Consider the following 17,009-nt stretch of genomic DNA (forward strand, 5'->3'; position numbering starts at 1 on the left):
CAAAACATTTATTTAAGTTGCTAAAGTAGTCATTTAATTTTAAATACCTACTAGTACCTACCAGTTTGTTTATTTAAATAATTATTCTATATTTGTCCTATGAGTTTAATTACGGTATCTAAAAAATCTAGTATTCCAAAATACAAACAAATTGTTGCTTCCATCGAGAAGGCAATTAGCAGTGGAGAACTTAGAAAAGGAGACAAACTTCCTTCATTAAATAGCGTAAAAGATAAATTTTCTCTATCACGAGATACGGTATTAATGGCGTTCAACGAATTGAAAACAAGAGGAATTGTACAATCAATTGTTGGCAAAGGATATTATGTGCTAAACGAAGATATTGATGTTGTGAAAAAGGTTTTTTTGCTTTTTGATGAATTAAACTCATTTAAAGAAGACTTATATAACTCATTTTTAAATGCATTGGGAACAAATGTGCAGGTTGATATATTTTTCCATCATTTTAATTTTGAGGTGTTTAGTAAGCTCATTCATGACCATAACGGAAATTATAGTCATTATATAATTATGCCTGCCAATTTGAATAGTACAAATTCGGTGATTTGTCATTTGCCTTCCGATAAAGTATATATTTTAGATCAACTTCACGAAGATTTAATAGGATATCCTTCAGTTGTTCAGAATTTTAAAAAGGACATGTTTAACGGACTTGAAGCTGGAAATAATTTGATTCAGAAGTATAAAAAAATAAACTTACTATTTTCTTCAAAAAAGCAACCAAAAGGTATTTTAGATGGGTTTTCCGAGTTTTGCACACAGTATCAATATGCAAATGAAGTAATTTCAACACTAGAAAATCGCACACTAAATTCAAATGAAATCTTTGTCATTTTGGATGATAAAAATTTGATTCGAATCATAAAAAAAGCAAAAGAACAAGGACTCGTTATCGGGAAAGATATTGGCATTATTTGTTACAACGATACACTTTTAAAAGAAATTGTAGAAGGTGGAATCACAACGATTTCCACAGATTTTAATTTAATGGGAGAAAACTTAGCAAGTATGATGCTGGAGAATCAACAAGAACATATAGAAAATCCAAGTCGTTTAATCATCAGAAAATCAGTATAAAAAGTTGTACACACTAAAAGAAACAGAAACACAAGGTTTACACTACTTAGAAATGGCAAGTTCTGATGGTGAATCAAAAGCGCAACTATGTCTTGATCAAGGAGGACGATTGAGCAATTTCGTATTTGAAAAGATTCAAATTCTTGCAGATTTAGATACTTCAACTTATAAAGACAATTATGCGTCTTCTATTTTATTTCCGTTTGCAAACAGAATTAAAGATGGAGAATACACTTTTAATGATTCAAAATATAAACTAGATTGCAACGAAGTTGATAAAAACAATGCATTGCACGGTTTGGTTTACAACAAGACATTTGTTTGTATTCATAAAGTAACAACAGCTGATTATGCCTGTGTAACCTTGCAATATAAAGATGGCGGGAAACATAAAGGATTTCCATTTAAATTTAATATAGAACTGACGTATACATTGAGTAAAAGTGGAATTATTTTATCAATTACTATTGTAAATAAAAGTAAAAAAACGTTCCCTTTTACGCTGGGTTGGCATCCTTATTTTAATAGTGTGAATTTGGATAATAGCTCCATAAATTTTAAGAGTACTAAAAAATATGTATTGGATAGTCAGCAAATTATCTCAGGTGAAACGGATTTAGATTTTGAAATGCCTTTACAACTAAAAGGCACAAAATTAGACGATGGGTATCCTCTTGAAACCAATGAAATTGATTTCTCAACACCAGCATATTGTTTTAATATAAGGTCTTCAGCGAAAGAAAATTTTCTGCAACTTTACACGCCACCTCAACCCAATATTATAGCAATTGAGCCAATGACAGGTGCGGCAGATAATTTTAATAATAAAATAGGCTTACAAACGCTACAACCAAACGAAACTTACACTGTGAAATGGAGTATGGCAATTCAAACTCTTGACACTAAACTAAAAACTAACCAACTAATCAATAAACTATGCAGTTCTTAACATTCATTGGATTTACAGCTCTGGTAGCTATCATATCCTATTACAAAACAAGAAATACGGAAGATTCATCCTCAGACGGTTATTTTCTTGGAGGTCGTAGCTTAACGGCTGGAGTAATTGCCGGATCATTATTATTAACCAACCTTTCTACGGAACAAATTGTGGGACTAAATGGTTCTGCATACCAAAGTGGATTATCTGTAATGGTATGGGAAACGCTGGCTGCAATTGCGATGGTGGTTACCGCCATGTTTTTATTGCCTAGATATTTAAAAGGTGGTTTAACAACAGTTCCAGGGTTTTTAGCAAAACGTTTTGATGTGACTACAAAAACATTAACCTCAGTTTTATTTCTAACAGGTTATGTGGTGGTTTTACTGCCAGTTATTTTATACTCAGGATCTTTAGCAATTAGCGGCATGTTTGATGTGCCAGAATTATTAGGAGTTACACATACACAATCTATTTGGATTTGTGTTTGGGGAATAGGAATTATTGGTTCTATATATGCTGTTTTTGGTGGATTGAAAGCGGTTGCCGTTTCAGATTCGATTAATGCAGTTGGTTTATTAATTGGAGGAATTTTAATTCCAATATTTGGTTTACTAATGATTGGCGATGGAAGCATTTTAGATGGACTTAATACACTTACAACAGAAAATCCAGAGAAGTTTAAATCTATGGGCGGACCAGCAGATCCTGTACCATTTTACACCATTTTTACAGGTATGATGTTAGTTCAGTTATTTTATTGGGGAACAAACCAACAAATTATTCAAAGAGCACTTGGTGCAAAAGATTTGAAAGAAGGTCAAAAAGGATTATTACTGGCATCGTTTATAAAAATACTAGGACCAATAATTGTAGTATTACCTGGTTTAATAGCCTATCACATTTTTGAAGGAAATTTAGAAAGTGCAGATAGTGCGTATCCAGAATTAGTAAGGGAAGTATTGCCTACTGCTTGGGTTGGTTTCTTTGCAGCTGTATTATTTGGAGCTATTTTGAGTTCATTTAACAGTGTCTTAAATAGTTCTGTAACCTTATTTGGAATTGATGTTTACAAACAACACATCAATAAAGATGCAGACGAAAAGACAGTAGTAAAATATGGTAAAACCTTTGGTGTTATCTTAGCGATTGCTGCGATGTTTATTGCACCACTTATTGCAAATGCAGGAAGTTTATTTGACTATTTACAAGAGATTAACGGTATTTATAGTATTCCTATTTTCTCTATTATCATTGTTGGTTATTTAACCAAACGTGTACCTGCTCTTGCAGCTAAAGTCGGATTGTTATCTGGATGTTTATTATATATCCTAAGCCAGTTTATTATGCAGCCTTACTTTGTAAATAAAGCATTGGAATCAGCAAAAACAGCAGGAGTTACAGATGAAGTTGCTTTGGCTTTGGTAGAAACACAAGCGTATCCTCATTTCTTAGACGTTATGGCAATTTTATTTGCATTAAACGTACTGATAATGCTAATTATAGGAAAGCTAAAACCAAGAGAAGAAGCGTACGTTCAAGAATACACAAAACAGGTCGATATCACGCCATGGAAATACACGAAACAAACTGGTATCGCGATCTGTGTAGTAGTAATAGGAGTCTATATATATTTTGCATAAGTATTATGAATAAGAAATTAGTTAAAGAAATAAAGAGCAGTTTTACAGCGCATTATAAAACAAAGCCTCTTATCGTATTTTCTCCGGGTAGAATTAACCTTATTGGAGAGCATACCGATTATAATGATGGTTTTGCATTTCCTGCTGCCATTAATAAAGGTATTGCACTTGCTATAAGTAAGAGCGATTCTAATGTTAGTAGCACGTATGCTTTAAACAAGAATGAAATCTACGAATTTAACACTGAAAACATAAAACCGTTAGAAGATGGAGGTTGGCGAAATTATGTTCTAGGAGTTGTTGCAGAATTGCAAATGCTTGGGAAAAACATTGGAAATTTCAACAGTGTTTTTGCGGGTAATATTCCAGGCGGTGCAGGTATGTCATCTTCTGCTGCATTAGAAAATAGTTTTGTATTTGGATTGAATGAATTATTCGATTTAGGATTGACTAAACACGATATGATTTTAGTATCTCAAAAAGCCGAACATAATTATGCTGGTGTTAAATGTGGCATCATGGATCAATACGCAAGTATGTTTGGTGTAAAAAAGAGCGCGCTTTTATTAGACTGTAGAACTATAGAATCTGAGCCTTTTAAAATAAATTTTAAGGATTATAAATTGATGCTTATTAACAGTAATGTAAAGCACGATTTATCTGAAAGTGCTTATAATGATAGACGTTCAGTTTGCGAAAAAGTATCTCAACTATTAGGGATTGATGCTTTAAGAGATGCTTCAAAAGAAGATTTAGATCGTATTAAAAGTGATATTTCCGATGAAGATTACCAAAAAGCTTTATATGTAATTAATGAGAATAATCGCGTGAAGCTGTTTTCAGAAGCTATAAAGAAAAATGATTTAATAGTTTTAGGGAATTTAATATATCAATCTCATGAAGGTTTAAGCACTAATTATAAAGTGAGTTGTGAAGAACTCGATTTTTTAGTGGCTAGGGCAAAAGAAAATCCACATGTTTTAGGTGCTAGAATGATGGGCGGCGGTTTTGGCGGCTGTACCATTAACCTTATTAAAAAAGACCAATTTAAGAAATTCAAAAAAGGTGTTTCTAAAAAATATAGAGCTGCATTTAAAAAAGACTGTTCTATTTACAGCGTAAAGTTATCAAGAGGAACACATTTAGTCGATTAATACAATATATATTATAAAAAATGAGTACAAATTTACAAGACTATTCACACAAACGATTCAACATACTCACGGGAGAATGGGTATTGGTATCGCCACACAGAGCTAAAAGACCTTGGCAAGGACAGAATGAAGCTATTTCTAATGAGCAGCGTCCTGCACACGATCCGAGTTGTTATTTATGCGCAGGCAATACCAGAATTAATGGAGAACAAAATCCAGTATACGAAGATGTATTTGTATTTACAAATGACTTTGCCGCTTTGCAATCGGATTCACCGGAATTTTCAGTAAACGATGGACTTTTCATCGCGAAAAGCGAACAAGGAATTTGCAAAGTAATTTGTTTTAGTCCAGATCATTCCAAAAGTTTGGCTGACATGAGTGTTTCATCAATCCAAAAAGTAGTAGAAACTTGGCAACAAGAATATACGTCACTTGGTAAAGAATCAATGATTCAATATGTGCAAATTTTTGAAAATAAAGGTGCTGTAATGGGTTGTAGTAATCCGCATCCGCATGGGCAAATTTGGAGTCAATCCACACTTCCTAACGAAGTTGCTAAGAAAGATGTGCAACAAAAAATATATTACAACGAAAACAAGACAAGTTTATTAGGAGATTATTTGTCGCAAGAATTAAAAGCGAAAGAACGTATCATTTATCAAAATGATGATTTTGTAGTATTGATACCATTTTGGGCAGTTTGGCCATTTGAAGCGATGATTGTTCCGAAACAACAGTTTGAAAATATTTCACAACTCTCAGAATCAGAAAGCGCAAATTTTGCTGACGCAATTTCGAAAATTACCAAAGTATATGACAAACTATTTCAATGTTCGTTTCCATATTCTAGCGGAATTCATCAGTCGCCAACAAATGGAAAATCTAACAAACATTGGCATTGGCACATGAGTTTTTACCCGCCATTATTGAGAAGCGCAACGGTTAAGAAATTTATGGTTGGTTATGAAATGTTTGGCTCGCCACAGCGCGATATTACAGCAGAGCAAGCGGCATTTCGCCTTAGAGAATTGTTGTAAAGTAAATTCTTAAAATTATATGCTTAGCGCGAAAAGTTATAGTAATTGTTGACTTCTGTGAAAGACTATTTTTCAGAAGTCAACATTTTTTTTGTTACCACAGTTCGGAATCCCATGTGGTCAGAACCAGAATCATGACTCACGCCCATTTTTGCAGAAATTCTAAAACTTGCACAATACGATTCGTGACATAGAAAAGAACCACCTTTCATCACATTTTCTACTTGGTATGGATTTTCTGGACTGTATCCTTTTGAAGCTCCTTTTGGGTTTGTCAATGGCTGAGAAGTATCTATTTCTTTATAATAATTTACATTGAATAAATCGCTTGTCAATTCCCAAACATTTCCGAGCATATCATAGAGACCAATACTATTTGGTGCATACGATTTTACAGGCGATACATACGAGAAACCATCATCAGGATTGTTTGTTATTGGAAAATTACCTTGCCACGTATTTGAATTTTGGTTTAATATATTGGCGTCATTTCCCCATGTATAAACGTCATTTGTATTTTTTCCTTGCGCAGCAGCTTCCCATTCGGCTTCCGTTGGCAATCTTCTGTTAGCCCATTTGCAATACGCTAATGCATCTTCTAAGGCAACATGCACAACAGGAAGATTATCTTTGTCATCAATAGAACTATCAGGACCGCTAGGATGTTTCCAATCGGCACCAATTTTCCATGTCCACCATTGTCCATAATTCGCCATATTGGCAACCGCATTTACATTTTTATTAAAAACTAAGCTGCCGGGTTTTAGGATAGAATCGTGTGGTTTTTGGGTATTTGGCGGCAATTCTTTTTTCATTTGTTCCCAATCAATTGGTCTTTCGGCAATTGTTTTATAGCCTGTTGCTTTTACAAAAGCTTTAAATTGAGCATTGGTAACTTCTGTTTCATCTATATAAAAACCATCAACTTTTACCGTATGTGCAGGTTTTTCTCTTTGCATTGCAAAAGGATCATTTTCTTTTGCTCCTTGTAAAAATGTTTTGCTTTCTACCCAAACCATTCCGTTTGGAATTTTCAGATCTAAAAATTCATCTAATGGTGTGTTTTTAGAACTATTTTGAGAAGGCTTTTTATTTTCACAAGCAATAAAAGTAATAGCAATGAATAGAAAGATATATTTGGTTAAGAAATGATTCATTTTAGAAGAAATTTTTTAAGTTCTATTGAAATATAAAAGTATTAAAAAAAGCAATGAATAGTTCCTTTTAGTACGCCTATTTTTTAAATTTATAGAATTGCAATACACGTTTTATAGAACGCTTACAACTAACATCTGCTAAAGGTATTTCAACAAAAAAATATAAAATAATAACATATTGTCCCTTAATTATATTTGAACTAAACATAAACTAAAAAAAGACGATTCGTTTGGACAGTCTTTTTTATAAATATATATGTTTTGAATAATTTTAAATCTGCCTATATTTTTCTGAATTCGAATTTCTTTAATTGACACTACATTTTCGCCGTAGAAACTCTCTTTTTGACTAAATAATCATCTAAAGCCAAATGAGAACAATCGTGACCAATTCCACTATTTTTAATCCCACCATGTGGTAAATAGATTGCATATTTGACACCATTGATTTGTATTTCTCCGAATTCCAGCTCTTCTGTAAAGTGTTCTATTCGTTTGTGATTATTTGTGAATATGTAAGATGCTAATCCAAATTCGGTATCATTTGCTAATGCCAACACTTCTTCATCCGTATCGAAAGACATGATACCTGCAACAGGTCCGAATGTTTCTTGAGTGAATAGTTTCATTTCTGGTGTAATTCCGGAAACGACTGTAGGTTCTATCCAAAAGCCAGTTTCAGGCAAATAATCAGGTATTTTTCCACCATATTCAAGTGTTGCACCTTTACTTGTTGCATCTTCAATAAGATCAAACATACGATCTCTATCTTTTTTAGATACTACAGGACCCATAAATACATCTTCGTTTTCTTTTGTACCAAAACCAACCTTTAGTTTTGAAACTTTTTCAACGTATGCTTTTATGAATTTATCATAGATTGATGTATGAACTAAGATTCTATTGGCAGCGACGCAAACTTGACCTGAATTACCAAACCTTAGTGCAACAGCAAGGTTTAACGCTGTGTCAAAATCAGCATCTTCAAATACGATAAAAGGTGCATTTCCACCCAATTCCATTCCTAGTTTTTTGATAGATGTTGTGCTTTCTGCAATTACTTTTTGTCCTGTTGTTGTAGATCCAATCATGGTAATAACAGCAGGAATTTTACTTGTAGTTAACGTTTGTGCTACTTCACTCACTGTACCAGCTAAGATGTTAATGACACCAGCGGGAAAATTTATGCTATGTGCTATTTCACCAATCATATAGGCTGATAATGGTGACATTTCGGAAGGTTTTATGATAATAGAACAGCCTGAGGCTAGGGCAGGACCCAATTTGAAACCTACATTTAGTATTGGAAAATTCCAAGCGAGATACGCAACAGCGACTCCAGCAGGTTTCGAAATCATTTTGTGCGTATGTGTGCCTTCATAATCTGGAATTTGTTCTTCCCTCAAATTTTTCATGGCATCAGGATACCACGATAAAGCATTTGTAATAGCTTCAATATCTTCATATGCACCCGCGTAGGTTTTACCCATTTCATGAACCATTGCATTTCTTAGTTCATGTTCTTTTTCAAGAATAGCGGATCTAAGTTTTAGCATCCATTCAGTTCGCTCAGCTAATGATAGTTTTGACCAATATTTGAATCCTTTTTGAGCAGCTTCAAGTGCTTTTAGGGCATCTGCTTTTCCAGCTTCAGCAATTTGTGCAATAGATTCTCCTGTTGCGGGACAAATGACATCTTGCTTTTCTCCACTTGCAGCATCGATAAGTTGTCCGTCAATATATAATTTTTTATAACCGAAGTTCTGAGTTTTCATTGTTTTTATTAGCTTAAATAAAAGTACCGTTAAATTTTTGTTTGACTATTGAATATTCCATCAGTACATCTTCATTCACTTCAATACCTAGTCCTGGTGTAGTTGGAACTTCAATCATACCATCTTTCATTTTAATTTTAGGATAGGTAAGTCGTTCTCTTAAACCGTTTTCTGTTTGATCGTATTCTATTAAGAAATCAGGTGATTTCATACGACCTGGAATATTTTCTAAGTTCGCAATAAAATGCAAAGCTACATGAATTCCTATAGACGTTCCCCACGTATGTGGAACTGTTTCAATACCATATGTACTTGCCAAAGCGGCTATTCTTTTAGCTTCGGTTAATCCGCCACTGGCGCAAATGTCTGGTTGTATAATATCTACTGACTTCGTTCTTAGTAATTGATGAAAACCAAATCGTAAGTATTCACATTCTCCACCAGCTATAGGTATGGAAGTTTTGCTTCGTAATTCGTTGTATTGTTGATAGTATTCAGGAGAAATGGGTTCTTCAAACCAACTGATATCGAACTGTTCAATTTTTTTACAAAGTGAAACAGCTTCTCTTAATGTATATGCGTGGTTGGAATCGATCATAAGATCAATATCATCACCGAGCAATTCGCGCATGCGTTTTACATTTTCGTAATCTTCTTTTACGCCTAACCCAACTTTCATTTTGATAGCTTTGAAACCTTGCGATTTGTATTTGGCTACTTCTTCTTCAAAATCTCTAGATGGGTTGTTATGATCTGTAAAATAAAGACCTGTTGCATACGGTTTTATTTTGGTTCTGTGCGCACCACCAAGTAAGGTAGATACAGGCAAGTTGAGAATTTTACCTTTTAAATCCCACAGGGCAATATCAATAGCACTCATGGAAGCTACAAGAACTCCTCTTCTAGCAAAATCAAGCGTTTTTCGATACATCGTACTCCAAATGACTTCATTTTCAAGTGGATTTTTTCCTATGATGTATGGCTCTAAAAATTTGATACCTTCATTTAAAATGTTTGCAGGTCCGTATCCTTCTCCCCACCCAAATTGACCATCTGAAGTAGTTATTTTAACTACACAAATACATCTTTCTGAATATTCCCATTGCGAAAAGAAAAAACTTTTAGACAGTTTGTCTTTGAGTATGTATGTTTCTATTTTTTCTATAACCATGTTTTACTAAATTTTGTTTGGTTAATTAATGATAACTTGATTTAGTTATAAACTTGATCTTCAATAACAGTAATATTATATACTGTAGTGCCATCAATTGTTAGTGTACCATCACCAGTAACTCTATCGGCAGCAATAACATAGCTATAACTTGTAGTGTCATCAGTTTTGGTTACTGAGATTTGATAATTTACATCATCAGAAGTATCAGAATAGTTGTTTGAAGTAAAACTTAATGGAGTTACATCAGACACATATTCTATAATTAAATTTTTCTCTCTGTATATATTAATTTTTACAGGCGCATCTGTTACATCAATATCTGTTAATGTGTATACAGAAGTGAGTTGTATGTCTGGCTCTTGAAAGTTGTTTTCTTCTTCACAACTAAAAAAAGATGTCGTTATCAACAGTAAGAGTATATATTTTATTGAATTTTTCATTAGTGTTATTTTATTATGGTCTTGGTTCTAATTCTATCAATGATAAGTCGTCAAAATAAAGCAATTGTGCGCCAGTTACACCTGGATTGTCTCCGGCTATTACTCGTAATGTCGTTCTGTAGTTTGTAGGTAAATCAGCTGTAAAAACTATGGTTTCCGAAACTTCTACCCATTGATTATTGTTGATGGTTGAAATGTCAAATACTTTGATATCTGTAACAGGATTTCCAAATTCCATTCTAAACGCATTTAGTGTAGAACTTTCTTTGAATACTTTGTATGAAACTTTATAGGTTCCCGCAGGAATACCATTAGGTTTTGCAAAACTGAAACCAAATAGATTCATGTTTGGAATAGGAGAGACGTTAGGTAAGTTGTATTGCATACTTGCAGCACCGTCAGCAGCATTTGTAGTGACTCTTTCCCAGACTAAATCTCCAAACTGACCATTTCCTTGACCACCTGGAATAAAGTATTGACTAGATGCATACGCATTGTTAACGCCACCGCCTGTGAGTTCAAAACTAGCCCAACCATTACCAGGAAGAATATTATCTCCAAAAAACATGGCTACCGTTTCTGGACCAAATGGTTGCAGTACTCTTGTATCCGACGATGTGATGTTAGTTCCGTTGTAAGAAACCGTAATAAGGTCAGAATTATATATTGGTTGCGATAATGTCAACTCAATGAAGGTTGCATCAGCTGCTTGTACGTTTGCTAATTGTACAGGAATGACTTGGTTAAATCCAGAAGCAGTATTCATTACATTTACCGTAAAACTTCCTTCTTCTCCTGAGAAAGGAGTCACTTCTCCGTTGACTTGAAATGATATTTTTTCGTTTTCGGCTTCTGTTAAGTTGTTACTAAACACAAATGGTTGCGATGAAGGAACTACATTAACTTTTAGCGGAATTACTTTTGTTTCTTGTGCGTTTGGTTGTGGAGCAATTCTAAATGATCTTAGTTCTCCTGTAAACGTTCCAAGTTGAAAGAAACTCACATTCGCCGTTATTCCGCCAACTTGATTTGGTGTTCCTTCTGGGAATCTCCATGAGCGTCCGTTTGGTCTTCCAGTTTCTGTTAAATCCATAAACGTTAACGAAGTTCCAGCCTCAACATCTACTGTTGGCCACGTATCTATATCGTCAATCGAAGTTATTTCATCTTCGGTAACGGTAAGGATTTCAACACCATCTTGCAATACTTTAAATGCAGGCTTTATTTGTGCGTACACATCAAATGTAAATGTGGTATCTATTACATGTAAATTTCCTTCTTGCACTGAGTTAAATGGTCCAGCACTAGAGTTGTAACTAACAGGTTCGCTGAACTTATTTAGTAAACGAACTGTATTCTCTCCACTATTTCTAAAAAACACATGTGCTTTTGGTCTTCCTATAATTAAACCAGCAGCTTCATCTATGTAATTTGTAAGTGTATCGGTTGGATCTAAATCTTCTACTAAGAAATGATTTCCTTGTTGTATTTGCCATTCGTGACTTACCGCTCCTTGTGATAAATCGAAAAATGAAATATGTGTATCATAATTGATGCTAAATGGTTCTTGTGAAGTTCGATTCAATCCAATAACCCATGACACATCAGAAAGTGTATCAGGTGCTTCATAGTCTTGATAATCATCTTTGCTACAATTCCATACTAACACTAATGCTAAAGCTAGTATCGTTATTTTTATTGCTTTCATAGTAGATTTAATTAATGTTTGGATTAGAATTTAGTTCTGAGAATGGAATTGGGTAATTTCCATGCAACGATTCGTTATAATTTAATGCTGAGGTATTGTATTCATAATCAACTACAATATGTGCTCCACTAGGTTGTACGGCTTCTAAAGAAGGAAAATTACCTCTAGTGATTGTTTGTCCATTTGCATTTACAAATTGATAGTTGACACCATAATACGTTTCGTTAGATAGTTCTTGTAAGCGATTGGTGAAACTATAGTTTTCTGAAATTTTCCATCGTTGGAAATCTTGCTGACGAATAGCATGTCCTTCAATTGCCATTTCTAAAGGTTTTTCAACACGCATTAAGTGTTGCATTAAGCTTTCGGATGTATACATTACATCGTCATACGTATGCGATAAATCAGCTCCTTGAATACCAAGTAATGCCAATCCCCATCTTTTTCTAACATTGTTGATTAAGTTTAATGCTTGATCTGTAGCACCCGTTTTTATTTTACATTCTGCTTGCATCAATAAAACATCTGCTAATCTGTTTAGCGTTACATTTTTGCTTGAATATGGTGCGCCACCTGGTAAATCTCCTTCTCTTGCGAGAATGTCATGATTTGTGTATTTTTTCCACCAAGCAAATCCCCATGCTGTTCCATGAAAACGTTGGTATTCACTCACAGTACCATCTAAATAGTAGGTAGTTTGGTTATCTTCCACGATTGCAATCATTGCCGAAGCACGAAGCGGTACATTTCTAAGTGTTGTTCCTGTAATAGGATCATCGTAGTAATTTCTTGAATCTAAAGGATCCATTGGTTCTGTTTTGTATGCATAGGCAATCCAAGCAGGTCCAACAGCTCCACGCGTGTTTGAAGTTTGTTGATTTAGCCAGTTTGTTCCAGACTCTCCATCCCATGGCGGTAAATCAATTCGAACATTATCATTTGTAAAGTTGATTTCAAATATGGATTCTTTGTTAAATTCGCCAGCATTTGTAAAAAGCTTGCTCATGTCATCTTCCAATTCGTACCCATGATTGTTAATTACATCTTCAAAATAAGGCATTGCATTTGTATAGTCTAACTCTTGTAAGTAGCTTGTTCCTAAGATAGTTCCAGCTGCTCCAGCGGTTACTCTACTTGCATCATTGCTAGGATATTCTCCTTTTTTATAGAGTTTTGCATATGCATATTCTAAATCTTCACGTATAAATTGTAATACTTCTTGTGCAGAAGATAATGGTTTTGAAAAGTCATCACTAGTTACAGGTACTGCATCACGAATGATAATGCTTCCTTCATTAAAAGAAGAGTATAAATAGTAATGAAATAAACCTCTAAAATAGCGCGCTTGTGCCATTTGTGAAGTCCATTCAGCTTCATCATTTCCAAAATTTTCTAGTCTGTTTAAGGCTTCAATTACTTGATTTGCTCTAAATATACCTTGATAGTTGGCTGTCCATTTGTTACTGATCTCATTGGTGCTACCATTATAGGTATGTAAATAGAAATCTTCTGTGTTTTGTGGCACAGGACGACCATAACCAGGATATCCCATGTCTGATCTTAAAATCTCCGCAATTTTATTTATAATAGCAGGATTTAGCAACGTTTGGTATACGGCATTTAGTCCTTGATTTGTTTCCGATAGGTTTCTCCAAAAATTAGTTTCAGAAATTTCATTCGGATTTTCCTCTATTAAGTATTCATCATCTACACATGAGTTTGTAACTGTAATGAGCAGCAACAACGAACACATTTTGATTATTATATCTTTCATAACGTATAGTTTATTTTTTTAGAAATTTAAGTTTATTCCAAACATGTATTGAACAGCTATTGGTCCAGTATTTTTATCTAAACCTCTTCCTGCAATACCGCCACCAACTTCAGGGTTGTATCCAGAGTATTTTGTAATTGTGATTGGATTTTGTGATCGAACATAAAAGCGAACTCTATTGAATCCCCATTTTTCTGCTTTTTTCCTAGGAATACTATATCCTAAAGATATTTGTCTTAATCGTAAATAGGATCCATCTTCTAACCAAAGATCACTATATCCTAAATAGTTTGGATGTCTTCGGATGTCGTTTCTATATGCAGGAATAGGTGTCACAGGATTGGCAGATGACCATTGGTACACTAAATCTTTGTGTCTACCAAAACCATAAGCCCAAGCATCAAAACCGTTCATAATTTCTTGCCCTAATGCTGCGTACCAGTTCATAGAGAAATCAAAGCTTTTGTAGGTAGCGTTGAACGTGTACCCAATTTCATATTTTGGCAAACCACTTCCGCTATATACACGATCATTATCATCTAAGATACCATCATTATTTTGATCAATGAAGCGAGTATCTCCCATACGTGCATTGTTATCTATTTGTTGATATGCTGCAAGTTTTTCTTCTGTATCAATGATTCCATCTGTTCTCCATAAGTAGAAAGCAGCAGCTTCATGCCCAACCGATAACGCAGTAACTCTTGATTGTTGCGGTGCTCTACCAACCAAACCAGAATCGTTAGTTAATAAGAAGTTTGTATCTCCATTTATTCGGGTAATTAGGTTTTTGTTGGTTGTAAACGTACCGTTCATACGCCAGTTTACTTTTCCAGTTTGTCCTCTTAATGCTGCTGTTAATTCTAAACCTTCATTGGTCATGTTACCAACGTTTAAAACTACTTGTGCATTGTTACCGCCACCAGATGATGGAGGAACAAAGATAGGAAAAAGCATATCTTCGTTTTTGGTTTTGTAATAATCGGCAGATACTGTTAATTTATTTTTGAAGAATCCTAAATCGATTCCAACATTATTTTCTTTCAACGTTTCCCAACCTAAACCTTCATTCGCAAATGCTTCTTGAATAGCTCCTAAGCTTAGTGTTTCGTTTCCAGTATCTGGATTAAATCCATAGTAATTGATATCTTGCGAAATAACAGGAGAGAACGAATATGATCGTGTTCTATCTACTCCAGATTCACCACGTGATACTCTAAGCTTAAATGTATTTACAGTAGATTTTGTATTTGACCAAAATTTTTCTTCAGCAATATTCCAACCTACTGATACAGCAGGAAAAGTTGCCCATTGTTGTTCTCTAAATTTGGACGAACCATCTCTACGTATACTTGTGTTTACTAAGTATCGATCTTTGTAATTGTATTGTATTCTTCCTACCAATCCAATTCGTGTGTCAGTATAATCAAAACCAGATGTAGCACTTTGTGTTCCTGTTGATCCGTTTAGTACATCACTTCCAGGTGTAGTTAATCCTTGTCTTCTTGCCGCAAATGCTTCACTTTGATCTTTAAGTGTAGAACCAAAAAATGTAAAGGTAAGTTTGTGATCTTCGGCAAATGTTTTTTCATAATTTACACCAAGTTCACCAGCAAAGTTGGTGGTTAATCTTGCTCTGTTTTCAACATAACTATTTTCAGGTTCTGATTGTAATTGTCCCTGAGTATTGAAAATTTCTTGATATGGTCTTACAGTTTTTCCAATATCATTGGTGGAAGTCAATCCTATATTGCTTCTAATCGAAAGTCCTTCTATAATTTCATAATTCACATTTGCTGTCGCGCTAACGCGTGTCCTTTTTAATTTGTTGGTTGTACGTAAACTTTCTAAAACCCAACCTAATCTATTTACATCGTCACCACCTTGTGCTAAATCGTCAAAAGTAGTTAAGTCTAAACCATTTTGTGTAGGTCTGTAAACGATAGATTGTGATAATAGGTTTCCTTGCGGAATATCTCTCTCTTCTGTTTGATACGCTATGTTTGCCTGAATGTTTAATTTATTTTTTGTGTAAACAGTATTAGCACGCATATTAAAACGTTGAAAACCAGAATTGATTTGTAAACCTTCTTGATCAAAAAAGCCAAAACCAACATTATACGTAATATCGTCACTACCTCCAGATATGTTTACATTATGATTTTGTGTTGTTGCTTTGTCATTAAATACCAAATCATTCAAGTCAGTTTCATTGACAAATTGATTCGGTTGTTGCAATAATTGCAAATTTACTTGGTCATCTGCTGTACCATTTACATTTGCGGCAGAAACAACATCAAAATACGTTTGCTCTACGGAATTCATTAGCGGTACGGCAGAATTTCTGTCTTGTACTGCATAACTAGAGTTGATACGAACACGTAATGTACCAGGCGTTCCTTTTTTTGTAGTGATTAATATAACTCCTGCAGATCCACGAATACCATAAATAGCTTTCGAAGAAGCATCTCTTAAAATTGTTAATGATTCAATATCTGTTGGCGGAATTCTTGGATTGCCTTCTTGTGGTATTCCATCAACAACAAATAACGGATTGTTTTGTCCTTCATTTAATGTTGCTATTCCTCTAATTTGAATTTCAGAATCTTCACCAGGCAAATCTGATGAGGTAACACTTACACCAGCAACTTGACCTTGCAAAGCAGTTCCAAGGTCAGGCGTTACGATAGATTCTAAGTCTTCCGATTTAATTTTAGTGATAGCTCCAGTAACTTCTTTTTTCTTTGCACTACCATATCCAATCACAACAACTTCTTCCAAACTGTTCACATCTGTTTTCATGAAAACATCAATTCGTTTATCAGAAGATACTTCTATTTCTTGTGTTTCTAAACCAGTATAGCTGAAAATTAAAAAATCACCAATTTCAGCTTCGATTTTGTAATTACCATCAAAATCACTGATTTGCCCACCTTTTTTATTTTTTACGATAATGGTAGCGCCAGGAATTGGCAGACTATCTTCTTTACCTTTAATTGTTCCTTCTACCGTTACCGATTGTGCATTTGCTTCTAAATGAAAGAAAAATATCATAATTAGAATGGCAAAGGATCGTGCTGTTTTATTTAAACTCTTTTGTTTCATT

Annotated in this window: 12 protein-coding genes; 5 read left to right on the plus strand and 7 right to left on the minus strand. The window is 34.3% G+C overall.

Translation table 11 applies throughout. The annotated features are described in order from the left end of the window. The first annotated feature begins 99 nt into the window (after positions 1 to 99). Genes IMCC3317_RS22465 through IMCC3317_RS22485 form a run of 5 tightly spaced genes read left to right on the plus strand, consistent with a single transcriptional unit; the run spans position 100 to position 5,875 of the window. Positions 100 to 1,098, plus strand: a complete 999-nt coding sequence (locus tag IMCC3317_RS22465; protein WP_160131704.1) for a GntR family transcriptional regulator — start codon at positions 100 to 102, stop codon at positions 1,096 to 1,098. A gap of 4 nt (positions 1,099 to 1,102) precedes the next feature. After that, positions 1,103 to 2,047 (plus strand): aldose 1-epimerase, encoded by a 945-nt coding sequence (locus IMCC3317_RS22470; protein ID WP_160131705.1) that lies wholly within the window; start codon positions 1,103 to 1,105, stop codon positions 2,045 to 2,047. After that, positions 2,035 to 3,681 (plus strand): solute:sodium symporter family transporter, encoded by a 1,647-nt coding sequence (locus tag IMCC3317_RS22475; protein ID WP_160131706.1) that lies wholly within the window; start codon positions 2,035 to 2,037, stop codon positions 3,679 to 3,681. The genes IMCC3317_RS22470 and IMCC3317_RS22475 overlap by 13 nt, the downstream gene beginning before the upstream one ends. 5 nt (positions 3,682 to 3,686) lie before the next feature. After that, the gene (gene galK / locus IMCC3317_RS22480; RefSeq protein ID WP_160131707.1) at positions 3,687 to 4,835 is read left to right on the plus strand and encodes a galactokinase; all 1,149 of its coding nucleotides are present in this window, start codon (positions 3,687 to 3,689) and stop codon (positions 4,833 to 4,835) included. A 20-nt stretch (positions 4,836 to 4,855) separates the two neighbouring features. Then, complete coding sequence (locus IMCC3317_RS22485; protein WP_160131708.1) at positions 4,856 to 5,875, plus strand: UDP-glucose--hexose-1-phosphate uridylyltransferase; 1,020 nt, start codon at positions 4,856 to 4,858, stop codon at positions 5,873 to 5,875. 65 nt (positions 5,876 to 5,940) lie between these two features. Here IMCC3317_RS22485 and IMCC3317_RS22490 read toward each other — a convergent pair whose 3' ends face one another. From IMCC3317_RS22490 to IMCC3317_RS22520, 7 genes are all read right to left on the minus strand, one after another. Beyond that, positions 5,941 to 7,032 (minus strand): formylglycine-generating enzyme family protein, encoded by a 1,092-nt coding sequence (locus tag IMCC3317_RS22490; protein WP_160131709.1) that lies wholly within the window; start codon positions 7,030 to 7,032, stop codon positions 5,941 to 5,943. A 317-nt stretch (positions 7,033 to 7,349) separates the two neighbouring features. Beyond that, on the minus strand, positions 7,350 to 8,807 hold the full coding sequence (locus IMCC3317_RS22495) for an NAD-dependent succinate-semialdehyde dehydrogenase (RefSeq protein ID WP_160131710.1): 1,458 nt from the start codon (positions 8,805 to 8,807) through the stop codon (positions 7,350 to 7,352). A 13-nt stretch (positions 8,808 to 8,820) separates the two neighbouring features. Continuing rightward, positions 8,821 to 9,978: a mandelate racemase/muconate lactonizing enzyme family protein gene (locus IMCC3317_RS22500; RefSeq protein ID WP_160131711.1), complete on the minus strand. Its 1,158-nt coding sequence runs from the start codon at positions 9,976 to 9,978 to the stop codon at positions 8,821 to 8,823. A gap of 41 nt (positions 9,979 to 10,019) precedes the next feature. After that, a complete protein-coding gene (locus tag IMCC3317_RS22505) occupies positions 10,020 to 10,421 on the minus strand; it encodes a hypothetical protein (protein WP_160131712.1) in 402 nt (133 codons plus the stop codon). A gap of 13 nt (positions 10,422 to 10,434) precedes the next feature. Then, positions 10,435 to 12,129, minus strand: a complete 1,695-nt coding sequence (locus IMCC3317_RS22510) for a hypothetical protein (RefSeq protein WP_160131713.1) — start codon at positions 12,127 to 12,129, stop codon at positions 10,435 to 10,437. Between the two features lie 7 nt (positions 12,130 to 12,136). After that, complete coding sequence (locus tag IMCC3317_RS22515; protein ID WP_160131714.1) at positions 12,137 to 13,903, minus strand: RagB/SusD family nutrient uptake outer membrane protein; 1,767 nt, start codon at positions 13,901 to 13,903, stop codon at positions 12,137 to 12,139. 18 nt (positions 13,904 to 13,921) lie between these two features. Beyond that, positions 13,922 to 17,008 carry a SusC/RagA family TonB-linked outer membrane protein gene (locus tag IMCC3317_RS22520; RefSeq protein ID WP_228054879.1) on the minus strand — a complete coding sequence of 1,029 codons (3,087 nt, stop codon included), beginning with the start codon at positions 17,006 to 17,008 and terminating at the stop codon, positions 13,922 to 13,924. Position 17,009: the final 1 nt, after the last annotated feature.

This window comes from Kordia antarctica (assembly GCF_009901525.1).
GTDB classification, from domain to species: Bacteria; Bacteroidota; Bacteroidia; order Flavobacteriales; family Flavobacteriaceae; genus Kordia; species Kordia antarctica.

Coding starts and splice junctions, on each gene's coding strand:
- IMCC3317_RS22515 (WP_160131714.1), bottom strand. CDS start 13,903: ATGAAAGATATAATAATCAAAATGTGTTCGTTGTTGCTGCTCATTACA.
- IMCC3317_RS22490 (WP_160131709.1), bottom strand. CDS start 7,032: ATGAATCATTTCTTAACCAAATATATCTTTCTATTCATTGCTATTACT.
- IMCC3317_RS22465 (WP_160131704.1), top strand. CDS start 100: ATGAGTTTAATTACGGTATCTAAAAAATCTAGTATTCCAAAATACAAA.
- galK (WP_160131707.1), top strand. CDS start 3,687: ATGAATAAGAAATTAGTTAAAGAAATAAAGAGCAGTTTTACAGCGCAT.
- IMCC3317_RS22485 (WP_160131708.1), top strand. CDS start 4,856: ATGAGTACAAATTTACAAGACTATTCACACAAACGATTCAACATACTC.
- IMCC3317_RS22510 (WP_160131713.1), bottom strand. CDS start 12,129: ATGAAAGCAATAAAAATAACGATACTAGCTTTAGCATTAGTGTTAGTA.
- IMCC3317_RS22520 (WP_228054879.1), bottom strand. CDS start 17,008: ATGAAACAAAAGAGTTTAAATAAAACAGCACGATCCTTTGCCATTCTA.
- IMCC3317_RS22500 (WP_160131711.1), bottom strand. CDS start 9,978: ATGGTTATAGAAAAAATAGAAACATACATACTCAAAGACAAACTGTCT.
- IMCC3317_RS22495 (WP_160131710.1), bottom strand. CDS start 8,807: ATGAAAACTCAGAACTTCGGTTATAAAAAATTATATATTGACGGACAA.
- IMCC3317_RS22505 (WP_160131712.1), bottom strand. CDS start 10,421: ATGAAAAATTCAATAAAATATATACTCTTACTGTTGATAACGACATCT.
- IMCC3317_RS22475 (WP_160131706.1), top strand. CDS start 2,035: ATGCAGTTCTTAACATTCATTGGATTTACAGCTCTGGTAGCTATCATA.